This is a genomic window from Nocardia rhamnosiphila NBRC 108938 (assembly GCF_000720425.1).
GTDB lineage: Bacteria > Actinomycetota > Actinomycetes > Mycobacteriales > Mycobacteriaceae > Nocardia > Nocardia rhamnosiphila.
Window position 1 is genome coordinate 131,880 of sequence record NZ_JOAJ01000002.1, and the last position, 15,382, is coordinate 147,261.

Here is a 15,382-nt window from a genome sequence, read left to right on the forward strand (position 1 = left end):
CCTCATCGTTGAAACGTTTCAATATGTGATCGGAGCCACCGTACGGCCTGATTGGTGACGCAGTCAACCCCCGCCCGTAACCGATCGGCATTCGAGAACGCGCTGCTTCCGTGCGCCGCCGGGGCGGCTCCCGGGCTCCCCGCACCGGACGCCTTCGCCCGAGCGGAGTGACCTCGCCGATGCGCCCGTCGCCGTCGATGATCGGCGACCCGGCCTCAGCGGAGGACGCCGGCGATCTCGCGGGCGGTGACTTTGGCGAGGTCGACGAAGAATGGAACCCGCTCGTCGATCATCAGCTCGACAGGCCCGCGCAGCCCGAGGGCGAACCGGACCTGTCCCGACTCGTCACCTATCGGCACACCGATGGTCCGGAATCCGTGCACGAGCTCTTCGTCGTTGAACGCGTAGCCGCGTTCCCGGGTATGAGCGAGTTCCTTGCCGAGCTGCACCGGCCCGGTGATCGATCGTGCGGTGCCACGGTCGTACGGCAACCGGGTCAACTCGTCCGCCCCGGTCTGCGCCCAGGCCAAGAGCACCTTGCCGAGTGCGCTGGCATGGAGGGGAAGCCGGAGGCCTTGTAGTTCATGGCCGTCCGCCTCGCGCCAGCTGCTGGTTCCCAGCAGCACGGCATCGTTACCGTGCCGCGCGGCGATGGACGCTTTGGCGCCCGTGATCCTCGCCAGCTCCTCGAGGTGCGGTTCCGCGAGGTGGATGCGGTGCTGCCGATAGGCGATCCGACCGTATTCGGCCAGCGCGGTCCCCAATCGGTACCGGCTGGGCGAGTCCATCTTGTCGAGGAAGCCTGCCTCGACAAGCGCGGAGAGCAGGCGATGGGTAGTGCTCACCGGCAGGTCCAGCCGCCGGGCGATCTCGGAGACACCGAGGTCTTCGCCGTTGCGGAAGCAGGCGAGGACGGCCAGCGCGCGCGTGACGGACTGGAGTTGGCCGGTGGCCGAGGATCTGGGCTCCACATGGTGAAGCTAGCACGGACGGCGAGCATTTCGGCCTTCAAATTTTCCGTATCGTGGAAAATATTGGTTCACCCGCATCAAATATTGAATGCCCGTCGTGGCCCATATCCGGGTATTTTCGCGCCATTTCTGCACACTGTGGCGAACAAACATATGCCCGGTTCCCGAGTCAAGCTTTCCGGTCAACGGAAAGGTAAGGGTGGGCACCTGCCTGGCTCCCGCATAGCTTCCTCGAGTACCAACCCTCACCCGACCAGGAGCCGATTCCGATGCGTCCCCACCGCCGAACACCTCGAGTGCGCGCCGCTCTCGCGATCCTCCCCGTCGTTGCGCTGGTTGCCGCCGCGTGTGGCTCCGGCGGAGCGGGGTCGGACGATCCCGGAGCGGGCGGCGCACCCACCTTCGTCCTCAAGGTCACCGACGAAGGCAATTCCGGTCCGCTCGCCGTCGCCAAGCGAGACGGTACTTTCGATGAAGCGCTCGCTCCGCTGGGTGCCAGGATCGAGTGGGTCAACGCTCCGCCTTCGTTCAGCGCGAACCTCAAGTTGTTCAACGCCGGCGAGCTCGATGTCTCCGGTGGCGCCTACAGCCCGGTCGTCGGCGCGCTCTCCAAGGATGTCGGCGTGCGGATCATCGCGGTCGCCGACCCGGTGGATCAGGATCAGGCCGGCATCATCGCCTCGCCGGACTCGGGGATCCGGGAGGTGAAAGACCTCGTCGGTAAGCGAATCGCGGTCAATCCGGCGGGCAAGGGTGAATACATCACACTGAAGGCATTGGAGCAGTCCGGGATTCCGTTCGACCGGGTCGAACGGGTTCCGCTGCAGATATCGGACGCCGCCTCCGCCTTCTCCACCGGGCAGGTCGACGCGTGGGCATCGTTCAATGATCCGTACGCGGAAGCCAAGGCCCGCGGAGCCGTCGAGATCGCGACCGAGGCCACCGTCGGCTCGACGGACAATACGATCGTCGCGTTCCGCACCGAGGTGCTCGACGAGCGGCCCGACGTCGCCGCGAAGTATCTCGAGACGTTGCGGCATCTGGTCGAACGTCAGCGGGCCGACCCCGAGGACTTCGAGAACGTGTTCGAGAAGGCCGGACCGCGAGCGCTGTCCGGTGCACGGCTCGAGCGCGCGATCGACCTCGGGCGGCGGGCGTCGGTGCCGCACTATCCGACCGCCGAGGACGCAGCCGACCTGCAGGGAGTGGCGGATCTGTTCTACGAGAACGGTGTGATCACCCGGGCCGTCACCGCGGCGGACGTCTTCTACCCGCTCGAGGAAAAGCTCGCCGCCGCCGGTAACCGGCCCGCGCCGACCACAGGGAAATGAGATGGCCGTCGTGACGACGCCGCGTGCGCAGGGCGGAGCCGGGCAGCGCTTGGGGGAACCCGACCTCGAGGTGCCGCGGTACCGGGGCGGCCGACGCCGGCCCCGGTGGGTGTCGATCCCCCTGCGTTTTCTCGTGCCCGCCCTGCTCGTCGCGGTGTGGTGGATCGGTTCGGCGGCCGGTGTGATCCCCGAAGAGATCCTGGCCGGGCCACCGAAGGTATGGACGGCTTTCGCGGAGTTGTACGAGACGGGACAGCTCGTCGACTTCTCGATCGCCTCGTTCAATCGTGCCGCTCTCGGCGTGTTGTTCGGGGTCGCGGCCGGGTTGATCCTCGGTGTCCTGTCCGGGTTGTCGAGCCTCGGTGAGGAACTCGTGGACTCGACCATGCAGATCAACCGAGCGGTTCCGTTCCTCGCATTGGTCCCCCTTTTCATCGCCTGGTTCGGTATCGACGAGACGTTCAAGGTGCTGCTGATCGCATTCGCCACGGTCGGGCCCATGTACGCCTACACCTATCTCGGCGTCCGCAATGTCGACCGCAAGATGGTCGAAGCGGCGCGGAGCTTCGGATCGAGGGGCCCGCGCCTGGTGTTCGAGGTGATCCTCCCCTCGGCGCTGCCCGGGGTACTGATGGCACTCCGGATATGCCTGTCCATTGCGATCACCGGCCTGATCGCGGCCGAGCAGGTGGGAACCCGGGAAGGGATCGGCTATCTGGTGACCCTCGCCCAGGAGTACAACCGCACCGATTACATGGTGCTCTGCGTAGTGCTGTACGCGGTACTGGGCCTGGTCTTCGACGGAGTGGTCCGGATCATCGAACGGTTCGCGATGCCGTGGCGCGGACAGGTGGCTACCCGATGAGCCCCGAAGCACCCTTGCCTCCGCTGTCCACTCGCACCCAGAGCCCGGCGTCGGCCACCGCCCGCAGAGCAGGTGAACCGGTGGCGGTGTCGATCGCGGGCCTGCACAAGAAGTTCGGTGCCACCACCGTTCTCGACGGGATCGACCTGGAGATCCGCCGGGGCGAGTTCGTCGTCCTGCTCGGTCCGTCCGGAACCGGGAAGACCACCCTGCTGCGGCTGCTGACCGGTCTCGAGAAACCGGACGGGGGACAGGTTCTCGTCCCGGCACGCCGGACGACCGTCTACCAGGAGCCGCGGCTGATCCCGTCGAAACGGGTTCTCGGCAACGTCACGATCGGTCAGCGCCGCACCGCCGAGACCAAGGAGCGCGCTGCCCGCGCGCTGGCCGAGGTCAACCTCGAGGGCAAGGCGCGCCAGTGGCCGGCGACTCTGTCGGGTGGCGAGGCACAGCGGGTGGCGCTGGCCCGGGCCCTGGTTCGCGAACCGGAACTGCTGCTGCTCGACGAGCCGTTCGCGGCGCTCGACGCGCTCACCCGGCTCCAGATGCAGGATCTGGTGGGCGACCTCGTCGCGCGGCACCGGCCGGCGGTGCTCCTGGTGACCCACGACGTCGACGAAGCGGTCCGGCTGGCCGACCGGGTACTGATCCTCAACGAAGGCCGGTTCGCCGTCGATATCGATATCGACCTCGCCCGCCCCCGGGACCGCACCGATCCGGAGTCCCTGCGCTACCGCGCGGCATTCCTGGCCGAGCTGGGTGTCGGCCGCACCCCTTCCCCCACGACGACCTGAAGGAGCACCCGATGACCGCTGCCGCCGACCCTGTTCTCGACACTCTCTGGTACACGCGATGCCCCGTGCCCACCGCGAGCGGCTTGGCCCACAGTCTCGGCTGGCTGGGCGAGACCGCCGCCGCGGCCGGAATCGGTCTGGGAGTGTTGCAGGATGCCGGTCCCGAACTGGCGCCACGGCACTTCGACCATCAGCTGCTGGGCCTGATCCGCGAGGGCGGCAATGTGCCCGCCCTCGCGGCGCGGGCCGAGGGTTCGCCCACCAGACTGATCGGCCTGACCTGGATCGACGAGGCTCAAGCGATCCTGGTGGCACCCGATTCACCCGTTTCCGGGCCGGGTGATCTGGCCGGGCTGCGGATCGCGGTCCCGGCCTGGGCGCAGGACCGGGCACGCAGTTTCCCCCGGGCGATGGCTCTGCACGGGTTCGCGGGTGCGCTCGCACTCGGTGGGCTCACCTTCGCCGACGTCCGGCCCGTCGAGGTCGCGGTCGAGCGCGACCCGCAGGTACGGGGCGAAAAATCAACGGGTCGCAGAATCACCGCCTGGGGTGTGGAAGCGCTGCTCGCCGGGGATGTCGATGCGATCTATGTCAAGGGCGCCCGCGCTCAGGAGGTCGCCCGTGAACACGGCCTGCGTACCGCGGTCGATCTGGATACCACCGAATCGAAGCGCTCGCGCGTCAACAATGGCACCCCGCGCCCGATCACCGTGCACGCGGATCTGCTGGAGTCGCGCCCCGATCTGGTGGTCGGGTTCCTCACGCAGACACTGCGGGCCGCGAACTGGGCCGCCGGCAACCTGGACGAGGTCCGCGCCGTACTGGCCCGGGAGACCTTCTCCGGCGCGGCGGGCGTCCAGGCCGCATACGGCGACACTTTCCACCGCGGCCTGCACCCGACGCTGTCCGACGAGCGGATCGAACTGCTCGACGTGCAGAAACAGTTCCTCTACACCCACGGCTTCCTCGCCACGGACTTCGATCTCGCCTCATGGGTCGCCCCGGAACCGCTGCAGCAGGCGAGCGCCCGGCTCGCCGCCGAAAGCGAGGCATCGTCGTGACCGAGTTCCGGTGGGAGCTTCCGGTGCGCGGGGACGGCCGCCATGTCGGTTCCGTCTCCGCGCACCGCGGCGGATTCGACTTCCTCGACCAGGTCGTCCTCGCCGCCGAACTGTCCGGCCTCGACGGTGTCGTCGCTCCCTACGACCCGGAGGGTGAGGAATCGTGGGTGGTCGCCGGCTCCGCCCTGCGGCAGACTCGGCACCTGCGGGTCGGCGTCGAATTCCATCCCGCGTTCGGGACCCCCGTGTACGCGGCCAAGCTGTCGGCCACCCTGCAACGACTCTCGAACGGCCGGCTCGACTGGCGGTTGCGCGTCGAAACCGACGCCGGCGACGCCGCGGCTCGCGGTGATGGGGTCACCGGCGCCGACCGTTACCGGCGGGCAGCCGAATTCCTCACCGTCGCACGGGGCGTGTGGAACGAGGAGCAGGTGTTGCCCGGACGGTTCGGGGGTACCGGGTTCGAATTCGCCGGCGAATACTACGACGTCATCGATGGCGGATTTCGTGGCATCCTGTCGGGTCTGCCATTTCCCCGCGTCCACCTGTCCGGCAATTCGGCCGAGGCGATCGAACTGTCGGCCGAGCACGGTGACGTGCACGTATTCACCGAGATAGTGGACGGCGTCGATGATGCGGTGGCGTCCTTGCGGGATGCGGCGAGCAGATCCGGGCGCACCGTGCGTGCGGGACTCGCCGTGCCTGTCATCGCCCGGGAGAACGAGGACGAGGCGTGGGCGCGCGTCCTGCGCCAGTGGCGCGAGGTGCATCCGGAGGCGGACGACGCCGAGGTCCGGGCACTCGCACTCGACGGCTTCCGCTGGCCGGGCTTCGACCGCATCGGTTACCCCCGGTCGATCGGCCTGGTCGGTAGTTACGACCAGGTGGCGCAGGCACTCTCGGACTACCGCACGCGCGGTATCGAGATATTCGAACTGACCGGGCATCCGCACATCGAGGAACTGCACCGGGCCGGAGAGCACCTGCTGCACCTCGCCGACCCGGCCGGCCGCACTCTCGCAGGACAGGAGAACCACGCGTGAGCACGGACTTCTACTGGCGCATCGGGATGGAGGGCGACCATGCGTCGTTGCGCACGCCACGCCGCTACAACCGGGGGCATGCCGGTGGCCTAGGGCCGGGCAATATCGCGCCCGCGATCCGGGGCGGCAGAGTGGACGGATACAGCTATATCGACCATATGGCCGCGGTGGTGAAGGCGTCGGAGTCCGCGGGCTTCGTCGGTGGGCTGTTGCCCTCCTTCCCGATCACCGAGGACCCGTGGGCCACCGCGTCCGCCCTCGCCCGGGAGAGCGAGACCTACCGCTTCATGGTGGCGTTCCAGCCCGGGTTCCTGCACCCGGTGCAGGCCGCCCGGATGTCGGCGAGCCTGCAGCGCGCCACCGGGGGACGCCTGGTCTACAACATCATCAGCGGCGGCGGTGGAGCACCGCAGTTGTGGTGGGGCGACAAGGTCGCGCACGACGACCGCTATGCGCGTACCTCGGAGTTCCTCGACGTCCTGCGCGGAGTATGGGACGGCACGCCGTTCGACTACGCGGGGCGGTTCTTCCGGACCGAGGGCGCGGCACTGCCGCCTCTACTGGCGGGTCAGCCGTTCCCGGAGGTGTACTTCTCCGGGTCGTCCGAGGCCGCCGTGGACGCCGCGGGCCGGCACTCCGACTACTACCTGTCCTGGCTCGAACCGTTCGACGACCTGCGGGCGAAATTCGACGGGGTCCGCGCACATTCCGAGAAGTCCGGTCGCACACCGAAGTTCGCGGTCCGCATCGATATCGTTGCCCGGCATACCGAAGAGGCGGCGTGGACGGAGATCGAGAAGGGGTGGGCGTCCGTCGACCGGGCGGCAGCCGACCGGGCCGCCCAGGGCGACTCCGTCGGTGCCGCCCGGATCAAAGGCTGGGTGCCGCAACATATCACCGGTTACCGCGACCTCGAAGTCCAGCCCAATGTGTGGTGCGGGTTCAGCCTCATCCGCGGCGGCCCGGCGTTCGGGCTCGTGGGCAGCTACGAGCAGATCGCCGAACGCCTCGACCGATTGATCGGTCTCGGCGTGGACGCGTTCATCCTCGCCGGCAATCCCCACCTCGAAGAGGCCTACCGCGTGGGCGAAGAAGTGCTGCCGCTCCTCCGGCGCACCACTCCCACCCCGGTGCGCACCCTTTCCACCCGATAGGAGAATCATCATGACCGGCACCGAAACTCGCGTCACCCCCGCCGTCGAGGCTTTCGTCGACGACGCTCGCCGCGCTGCCGACACCGCTTTCCGCGTGTTCCGCGAGACCGGGACCGTTTCCGCCAACGGCACCGTGAACTTCGTCGAGCGGGTCCCCGGCGAAGAACTGGCGGTCGCGCTCAACGAACCCGGACCCTGGGCGCAGGACCGGAGCGCGAAGCCGATCCTCGCGTCGTTCGACGGCGAGGTGCTGGCCGGCGACGGTCCCGCCGGATTCGTCACCGGTTACGCCAGGGTGTTCCGCACACACCCCGAGATCACTTCGATCGTGCACGTGCACACGCCCTGGCTGGGCGGATGGGCCCAGACCCACCGGACCCTGCGCATCAAGTACGCGGCCTCGCAGCGCCTGACCCTCTCCCGCGATATCCCCGCACATATCGACCGCAGCCAGGCACCCGGCGACTTCATTCTCGACCGCCTCGTCGACGACCCGGACCTCGTCGCGATCTTCGAGGCCAACGGCGGGGTCAACGTGATCGGCCGGTCGGGCCTGCTCGACCTCGCCAAATTCGTGGTCCTGCTCGAAGAGGGCGCCCGGTACCAGGCGCTCGGTGAACTCGTCGGCGGCGCTGTCGACTTCGATCCGACGAACCTCGTGGCCCAGTGGGGACGCAGTGGACTACTCGACGAAGCCCGCCGCCGCGGTCTCGTCTGACATTCGGCCGGCAAAGGAGCCCTCTCATGACCATTCGTATCGGCTACTTCCCGAACAACAACTCCTTGTTCGTGCTGCGCCACAACGGCCTGCTCGAACCCCACCTCCGTGATGTCGAGTGGGTGGACCTCCGCGAACTCCCGGCCCCGCCTCGGGCCGATCCCCGTACCGGGCTGCCGACACTGCACTCGGACTGGTTGTTCGCCGAAGGCGGGTACGACTTCATCGGCACCGGGTTCACCCCGCCGATCACCGGCTTGGGGCAGGGACGCGACCTGGTGTACGTCGGGATCTCCGGCCCGCGCGTCGAGAACGGGCGATTGGTGAGCCTGGCGAAATCCAGTATCCGCACCGTCGCCGACCTGCCCGGTAAGCGGGTCGGGATCGCACACGGTTCGTGGCAGACAACGCTGGCCCTGCTGGCGCTCGACCGTGCGGGTAAACGCTGGTCCGATATCGTCCCGGTCGATATCGACGTGAACGACGGGGGCACGGCCCTGTTGCGCGGCGATATCGACGCGTGGGTCGGTGCCTACCCGGCGCTGGCGGAGGTCGAAGCCACCGCGCAGGTACACACGCTCGTCGACACCGACGGTCTCTTCAGCCACCCGTCGTTGTGGTTCGTCCGACGCGAGTTCGCCGACAATCATCGCCCGGAACTCGAAGCCATCATCACGGCCCTGCAGGAATCGGATGCGTGGATCGTCGCCAACCCGCGCGAAGCGGCGCGGTTCTTCGTCGATGATGCACAGCGGCGCGGCGGTACCGCCGATCTCGATCGCTGGGAGGCGGCGTTGCGCGGACGCCCCTTCGGGATCGGCCCGGTCACCGATGAATTCCTCGACGAGCAACAGCGTTCGGCAGACCTCTTGCACGCCAACGGTCTTCTCCCCCGAACGGTCGATGTCCGCGCCGCGGTCCTGCCGTGGATCGGAAAGGTCGTCGCGGCCGGTGGTCCGGTCACCGCGGGCTGAGGCTCGGCCGGTCACCACCCGAGCAAGGGAGGCAGAGCAGCCGTGGGTGGTTGCCGGAATCCTTCGGCTTCCACCCCGGCGAGCTGCCGGTGCAATCGTGCGTGCCCGAGCTCGGTGGACTCAGAGAACTAGTAGCCCTTCGGGGACCGGTTGGTCGCTGCCCGGCGTTCGGCCTCCTTGGCCTGGACCCGTTCGTCCTCGGCACGCACCGCGGCAAAGCTTTCGCGTTCGCGGATCAGCCACTCCGGCGGATCCGCGAGGAAAGCGGCGATCTCGTCGGCGGTGAGCGAATCGGACACTCCCGCCCGGGTCAGGCCACTGTTGGAGACACCGAGCTTACGGGCCACGATGTCGCGCGGGAACGGTCCGGTGCGGCGCAGCTCGGTGAGCCACTGCGGCGGGTTCGTCCGGAGCTCGTCCAGCTCGGTCCGGGAAATCGGGTTGTTCCGGAACTGTTCGGGAGCCGCCGGAAGATAGATGCCGAGCTTGTTCGCCGCCGTCAGCGGCTTCATCATCTGCGGTTTCTTGTCCAGGCTCACCGGAACAGGGTATCGGGCCGCCGAGCCGGTCCGGACTCCGCGGTGCCATACGCTTGCCGGTATGAGCCGGTTCCCCTCGATCGATGTGCAGCGCCTGCGCTGGTTCGCCGCAGTCGCGGAGGAGCTGCACTTCGCCCGCGCCGCGAAGGCATTGCACATCTCCCGCCAGAAGCTCAGCCACACGGTCATCGATCTGGAGACCGAGCTCGGCACGAAGCTGTTCGTACCGGGGGCACAGCCGACCCGGCTGACCGATGCGGGCCAGGAGCTGCTGCGGGAGGCGCGCGACAGCATCGCGCGTTCCGAGGAGGAGGCGGGCACCGCGGCGGACACTGCCCCGGCCACGCTGCGGGTCGGGTTCGTGCCCGGCGTCACCGTCACCAAATGGGAGCGGATCTGGGGGCGGCGGTTCCCGGATACCCCCCTGGAGTTGGTCGCGGTGGCCCAGGCCGACCAGGAACCGGCGCTGCGCGAGGGCCGGGTCGACATGTGCTTCGTCCGGTTGCCGATCGACCGCGGCGATCTGAACGCGATCCCGCTCTACCGTGAGTTGCCCGTCGTCGTGGTACCCAAGGACCACGAGATTTCGCTGCTCGACGAGGTCGGCATGGCCGATCTCGCGGGCGAGCGCCTACAGGACACCGCCGATATCGACGCCGCCGGAGCCGCCATCGAACTGGTCGCCGCCGGAGTCGGCGTCGCCATCGTGCCGCATTCGATCGCCCGCCTGCACCACCGGCGCGACGTCGTCTACCGCACGGTGACCGATACCGACGACACCGGAATCGCCCTGGTCTGGCCGTCGGCCCGGACCACCGATCTGGTCGAGGAGTTCATCGGCGTAGTGCGCGGCCGCTCGGAACACAGCTCCCGCTCCCCCGCCGCCGGAAAAGGCACCGAACCAGAACCGCGGAAGCCGCACGCTCCGGCGAAACGACCCCGCCCCGCGCGGAAACCGGTGCCTTCCAGGAAGAAGCCGGCGCGGGGGCGCAAACGCTAGCGCTCCGCAGATCGAACAACCAGGACCAGGGAAGCCGCCACACGCGATCGGACCGACACATGCCCCGCACTGCGGAAAGGTGACTAGGCCGAACCCGGGTGGGCATGCTCCGGGAAATCGGCACGGCGGCCGACCGCGGCCCAACGCCGGGCTTCTTCGTCGCGTTCGGCGCCGGCGGCCAACGCCTGTTCCACCGCGCCGCCGCCCAGCAGCAGCCGTCGCGGCGGCTCGGCGGCGCCGACCACATCGACGATGATGTCCGCCGCCCGGGCGGGGTCGCCGGGCTGCTTCCCGTCGGTCGCGCGACGCATATCGTGTATCCGTCCCACGGTCTCGCGATACTCCGGGCCCGGCTCGCGCATCCGCATGGACGAGCCCTGCCAGTCGGTGCGGAACGCACCGGGTTCCACGATGACCACCTTCACCCCGAACGGCTGCACTTCGGCGGCCAGCACCTCGGAGAACCCCTCCACCGCGAACTTCGCTGTTTGATACGCCCCCATGCCCGGCGTTCCGCCGACCCGGCCGCCGACGGACGAGAACTGGACGAAGACACCCGAGCGCTGGGCACGCAGGACCGGCAGGGCCGCGCGGGTCACGTTGACGACCCCGAACAGGTTAACCTCGATCTGGGCGCGGAAATCGTCGAGGTCCATCTCCTCGATCGCGGCGCTGTCGGCGTAGCCGGCGTTGTTGACGACCACGTCGATCCGCCCGAATTCGGCGACGGCGAATTCGACGGCGGCCGCGGCCGCGGCCGCATCGGTGACATCGAGCGCGAAGGCCCGGGCTCGACCGTCACTGCGGTCGACAACCGCCCGCAGTTGTTCCGGGTGTCGTGCCGTCGCAACAACGCGGTCCCCGTGGGCGAGCGCCGCGCGGACCAGTTCCGCGCCGAACCCCCTCGAGCTGCCGGTCACGAGCCAAACCTTCGAAGTATCGGACATTTCCTGTGCTCCTTTTCGGGCGGAATTGCATGTCGTGGGGCCCGTCCGCGCTCGGACGGCGACGCCGATGTTCCCGGCACCGGACCAGGGGAATACCGATCCATACGATCCGGTACCGGGTTGTCGGGCGTCTTCGATGTGCTGCTGATACGGCGGGTCGTCACCACCCGTGGGCTGAACGATCCCGGACGAGCGGGGGGCGCCACAGGTGTTCATCGGCGTTGATCGCGATAGGTCTCGAGCAGACGCAGCCAGATCTCGCTGATACTCGGGAACGACGGGACGGCGTGCCAGAGACGATCGATCGGTATCTCGCCCACGATCGCGACGGTCGCCGAGTGTAGTAGATCGGCCACACCAGGACCGGCGAATGTCGCACCGACGATCACGCGACGATCCGGGTCGATCAGGATCCGCGCGTGCCCTCGATAGTCCGGGAGGTACTGCAGGGCGCCCGCGACGCGGCCGATGTCGTAGTCGACCACGTCGACCGGCCGCCCCGCCCGTTCCGCCTCCTCGGTCGTGAGGCCGACGGCGGCAACCTCCGGGTCCGCGAAGACGACCTGTGGAACCGCCACCAGATCGGCGGTACCCAGATGCCTGCCCCACGGATCGGAATCCAGCGCGCTACCGCGGGCCCGGCCGGCGATGACGGCGCCCGCGATCCGCGCCTGATATTTGCCCTGGTGGGTAAGCAACCCCCGGCGGTTGACGTCGCCCACCGCGTACAGCCATTCCCCGGCGACCGCCGGCACGGTGAAGGTGTCGTCGGTGTGGAGCCACTGCCCCGGGATCAACCCGACGCTCTCCAGTCCGATGTCCTCGGTGCGGGGGTCGCGCCCGGTCGCGAGCAGTAGTTCATCGGCGACGATTCGGCTGCCGTCGGCGAGGGTGAGATGCACGGTGTCGTCCGGCCCGCCCGCGCGTTCGGCGTGCGTGACGGTGGTGCCGAACCGGAGCTCGGCGCCCGCTCCACGCAGCCGCTCGGCGACCAGTTCGGCGGCGAACGGTTCGACGCGTGGAAGCAGCCTGCTTTCCCGTGCGATGAGCGTGACCCGTGAGCCGAGCGCCTGCCATGCCGTGGCCATCTCCGTGGCGACCGCTCCCGCGCCGAGCACGGCCAGCCGGGACGGCACGGTGCGGGCGCTGGTGGCTTCCCGGCTCGTCCAGGGGCGCAGCGAGTCCAGCCCCGGCAGCGGCGGCAGCGCGGCGCGGCTGCCGGTGCACACGACCACCGCGTGCCGCGCGCTCAGCTGCACGGCCGGCCCGTCGGGTGTTTCCACCGTGACCCGCCGCTCGGCGGTGATCCGGCCGTGCCCACGGAACAGGGTGATACCCGCGGACTTCAGCCAGGCGACCTGATCGTGATCGTCCCAGTCGGCGGACATCCGATCCCGGTATGCCAGGACAGCCCCGGCGTCGATCGGCCGGGCGAGTGCCGCGCCGACCCCGGGCATCCGCGCGGCCTCGGTGTAGAGCAGTGCCGGTCGCAGCATTGCCTTGCTGGGTTCGCAGGCCCAATAAGAACACTCGCCGCCGACCAGTTCGGATTCGACGATCACCGTACGCAGTCCGGCGGCGCTCGTCCGGTCGGCGACGTTTTCGCCCGCCGGTCCCGCCCCCAGGACCACGACGTCGTAGATTTCGGAAAGGGTGCCGGCCATCGTGATCTCGTCTCTCGCGGTGTCGAACATGATGTCGAATCGGTGGTCAGCGGCCGGGGAGCCGCCGGGTGACTTCCTGCAGGAACCAGCTGTTGCCGTCGGGGTCGGCAAAGGCGGCGAACGAGCCGTAACTGGCCCGCTGCGGATGCACACCGGCCGAGCGGTGCGCGGTGCCCGCGTGATGGAATACGCCGGAATCGTCGTGGAACGGGCCCCGCACCTCGACGCCGCGTTCGCGCAGATCGGCCACCGCCCGCTCGATATCGGCGACGACCAGATGCAACCCCTGCAGTGATCCCGGCGCCGCGGTGGTCACGCCGGTGCCGAAGAGGATCGAGCAACCCGAACCCGGCGGGGTCAGGTGGACGACGCGATATTCCTCGTCGGCGGTGTGGTCGACATCGAGCCGGAATCCGACACAGTCGGCGTAGAACCGTTTCGCGCGATCGACGTCGGCGACAGGCACAACGACGACTTCGAGCTTCATTTCCATGATCTGGTTTCCTGTTCGTGTGGTTTCGATAAGCGCCCGGCGGGAGATCGACCCCACGGGACGCCGGGAGCCACCGACTGCGCGACGGCGACTCCGTATGTGCTCGGGCGAGCGGGTGCCGGCCGCCGTCGAAGAAGGCGGCCAGTTCGGCGACCGGGCCGATGGAGAACTCCTCGTCGTAGAGGTTGACGTGGCCGGCGCCGTCGACCCGATTCGGAGGGAGCGGGTGTCACACAGCGCGCAAGGGGCCGGCGAAGGATTTGCGTAGCGAGGACGGGCCGATCAGGGGCAGCAGCGCAGCCAGGATCCGGCTCTTCAGCGTTTTCGGGGTCCGGGTCAGCTCGACCTCGACGCGGGAGCCCGCGCCCTCCGGCACGGCGCGGAAGATCCAGCCGCCGCCCGCGCCGAAGAGCTTGGAGTCCAGGGTGCGGATGGTGACGGCGGTGCCCGCCGGATCCCATTCGTAGCGGGCGCGCTCCCACGCGGCCGCGGTGCCTTCGGTGACTTCGGCCCAGGTCTCGCCGCGGTCGTGCAGTGTGAAGTGTTCGGTATCGATGGTCGGCCACGCTTCGGGACGGGTGGGCCCGAAGTCGGTGAGGACTCTCCGCACCTCGGTGGGGCTCAGGGTGGACTGCAGATGGAAACGGATCGTGGTCATGGTGCTACTCCTCGATATCTGAAGCGGTGGCCGGGCCGGCCGCCGGTAGGGCGGCGATTCCGTCTCGGCGGTTTCGGGCTACCTGTCGAGCATTGCCGCGCGGGGTGTGGCGGCGAATCCGTCGGATGACGCTGCGGTGACGTATCCCGGGTGTATCCCGCGCACCGCGACCGGTCGGGCAGAGCGTCGCCGGTGTGCGCCGCCGAGCAATCAGAGGTGGCCGGCGTCGATGATCGCGCGGGCGAAGGGCCGCGGCGTCTCCTGCGGCACGTTGTGCCCGATCCCCTCCAGCACTCGGTGCTCGTATGGGCCGGTGAACCTGGCCCGGTAGGCTGCCCCGTCCTTGGTGGCGCCGTCGAAATCGCTGGCGACGGTGACGGTGGGCACGGTGATCGCGGGGGCGGCGGCGAGCTGCCGTTCGTAGCCGTCGTACTGCGGTTCACCCGGCGCCAGGCCCAGTCGCCAACGGTAGTTGTGGACGACGATATCGACGTGGTCCGGGTTGTCGAACGCGGTGGCGCTGCGATCGTATGTGGCGTCGTCGAAATCCCATGCGGGGGACGCGGTGTGCCAGATCAGCTTGTTGAACTCGTGCCGGTTGCGGCTGTAGCCGAGCCGGCCGCGTTCGGTGGCGAAGTAGTACTGGTACCACCAACCGAGTTCGGCCTGCGGCGGCAGCGGCTGCTGGCCGTTGCGGACGGTGCGGTCGGAGAGAAATGTGGTCGGCCCGTAGCCGCGCAGGTAGGGCACGATCACCCGATATCCCTCGCTCGCAAGTAGGGGGCCCACGTCGGCGTAGCTGTGCGGGTCGTAGGGCCAGCCGTGCAGCAACAGCACGGGAACGCCGGTGGCGGGCCCGTACTCGATGTATCCGACATTCAGCAGCCCGGCCCGGACGTGTTGCACCGGGGGCAGGCCGGTCACGGCCCCCGATCCCACCCGCAGCGCGGCACCCGGCACGGTGGCCGCCGGCACGGACTCCTCGGCCGAGCAGGCGCCGAGCGAGGTCACCGCGACCCCGGCCGCGCCCACCGCGAGGGCTCCGCCGAACAGTCGTCGTCTGCTGATGGCCATCACAACTCCCTCGTCGAACACACGATTCGTGACCGCATCCGGCCACATCGATGACGCTAGGGAGTACAGGTGCGGCGCCGCGTCCGTCGGATGACG

Annotated in this window: 16 protein-coding genes; 9 read left to right on the plus strand and 7 right to left on the minus strand. The window is 68.8% G+C overall.

Going from position 1 to position 15,382, the window contains the following annotated elements:
* Positions 1-215 precede the first annotated feature (215 nt).
* The gene (locus IG75_RS0109405) at positions 216-971 is read right to left on the minus strand and encodes an IclR family transcriptional regulator (RefSeq protein WP_030520804.1); all 756 of its coding nucleotides are present in this window, start codon (positions 969-971) and stop codon (positions 216-218) included.
* Positions 972-1,240: 269 nt separating this feature from the next.
* Here IG75_RS0109405 and IG75_RS0109410 point away from each other — a divergent pair, with 269 nt between their 5' ends.
* The 8 genes from IG75_RS0109410 to IG75_RS0109445 are packed head-to-tail and all read left to right on the plus strand — an operon-like array spanning position 1,241 to position 8,911.
* Positions 1,241-2,302, plus strand: a complete 1,062-nt coding sequence (locus tag IG75_RS0109410) for an NrtA/SsuA/CpmA family ABC transporter substrate-binding protein (RefSeq protein WP_030520805.1) — start codon at positions 1,241-1,243, stop codon at positions 2,300-2,302.
* Position 2,303: 1 nt separating this feature from the next.
* Positions 2,304-3,167, plus strand: a complete 864-nt coding sequence (locus tag IG75_RS0109415; RefSeq protein ID WP_030520806.1) for an ABC transporter permease — start codon at positions 2,304-2,306, stop codon at positions 3,165-3,167.
* Positions 3,164-3,961: an ABC transporter ATP-binding protein gene (locus IG75_RS0109420; protein ID WP_030520807.1), complete on the plus strand. Its 798-nt coding sequence runs from the start codon at positions 3,164-3,166 to the stop codon at positions 3,959-3,961. The genes IG75_RS0109415 and IG75_RS0109420 overlap by 4 nt, the downstream gene beginning before the upstream one ends.
* 11 nt (positions 3,962-3,972) lie before the next feature.
* Positions 3,973-5,022, plus strand: a complete 1,050-nt coding sequence (locus IG75_RS0109425; RefSeq protein ID WP_030520808.1) for an ABC transporter substrate-binding protein — start codon at positions 3,973-3,975, stop codon at positions 5,020-5,022.
* Positions 5,019-6,065 carry an LLM class flavin-dependent oxidoreductase gene (locus IG75_RS0109430; protein WP_030520809.1) on the plus strand — a complete coding sequence of 349 codons (1,047 nt, stop codon included), beginning with the start codon at positions 5,019-5,021 and terminating at the stop codon, positions 6,063-6,065. The genes IG75_RS0109425 and IG75_RS0109430 overlap by 4 nt, the downstream gene beginning before the upstream one ends.
* The gene (locus IG75_RS0109435; RefSeq protein ID WP_030520810.1) at positions 6,062-7,219 is read left to right on the plus strand and encodes an LLM class flavin-dependent oxidoreductase; all 1,158 of its coding nucleotides are present in this window, start codon (positions 6,062-6,064) and stop codon (positions 7,217-7,219) included. The genes IG75_RS0109430 and IG75_RS0109435 overlap by 4 nt, the downstream gene beginning before the upstream one ends.
* 10 nt (positions 7,220-7,229) lie before the next feature.
* Positions 7,230-7,937, plus strand: a complete 708-nt coding sequence (locus IG75_RS0109440; protein ID WP_030520811.1) for a class II aldolase/adducin family protein — start codon at positions 7,230-7,232, stop codon at positions 7,935-7,937.
* A 26-nt stretch (positions 7,938-7,963) separates the two neighbouring features.
* Positions 7,964-8,911 (plus strand): ABC transporter substrate-binding protein, encoded by a 948-nt coding sequence (locus tag IG75_RS0109445; protein WP_030520812.1) that lies wholly within the window; start codon positions 7,964-7,966, stop codon positions 8,909-8,911.
* A gap of 128 nt (positions 8,912-9,039) precedes the next feature.
* On the opposite strand, the gene IG75_RS0109450 is transcribed toward IG75_RS0109445, so the two are convergent.
* Positions 9,040-9,450: a DUF5997 family protein gene (locus IG75_RS0109450; protein WP_030520813.1), complete on the minus strand. Its 411-nt coding sequence runs from the start codon at positions 9,448-9,450 to the stop codon at positions 9,040-9,042.
* A gap of 61 nt (positions 9,451-9,511) precedes the next feature.
* Here IG75_RS0109450 and IG75_RS0109455 point away from each other — a divergent pair, with 61 nt between their 5' ends.
* Positions 9,512-10,450, plus strand: coding sequence for a LysR family transcriptional regulator (locus IG75_RS0109455; RefSeq protein WP_030520814.1), 939 nt, complete (start codon positions 9,512-9,514; stop codon positions 10,448-10,450).
* An 83-nt stretch (positions 10,451-10,533) separates the two neighbouring features.
* Here IG75_RS0109455 and IG75_RS0109460 read toward each other — a convergent pair whose 3' ends face one another.
* From IG75_RS0109460 to IG75_RS0109480, 5 genes are all read right to left on the minus strand, one after another.
* Positions 10,534-11,397, minus strand: a complete 864-nt coding sequence (locus IG75_RS0109460) for an oxidoreductase (RefSeq protein WP_030520815.1) — start codon at positions 11,395-11,397, stop codon at positions 10,534-10,536.
* A 212-nt stretch (positions 11,398-11,609) separates the two neighbouring features.
* A complete protein-coding gene (locus tag IG75_RS0109465) occupies positions 11,610-13,091 on the minus strand; it encodes a dihydrolipoyl dehydrogenase family protein (protein ID WP_245713387.1) in 1,482 nt (493 codons plus the stop codon).
* A 16-nt stretch (positions 13,092-13,107) separates the two neighbouring features.
* Positions 13,108-13,554 carry a VOC family protein gene (locus tag IG75_RS0109470; RefSeq protein ID WP_030520817.1) on the minus strand — a complete coding sequence of 149 codons (447 nt, stop codon included), beginning with the start codon at positions 13,552-13,554 and terminating at the stop codon, positions 13,108-13,110.
* A 229-nt stretch (positions 13,555-13,783) separates the two neighbouring features.
* Positions 13,784-14,212, minus strand: coding sequence for a hypothetical protein (locus IG75_RS0109475; protein ID WP_030520818.1), 429 nt, complete (start codon positions 14,210-14,212; stop codon positions 13,784-13,786).
* A gap of 210 nt (positions 14,213-14,422) precedes the next feature.
* Positions 14,423-15,286: an alpha/beta fold hydrolase gene (locus IG75_RS0109480; protein WP_030520819.1), complete on the minus strand. Its 864-nt coding sequence runs from the start codon at positions 15,284-15,286 to the stop codon at positions 14,423-14,425.
* Between the last annotated feature and the right edge of the window lie 96 nt (positions 15,287-15,382).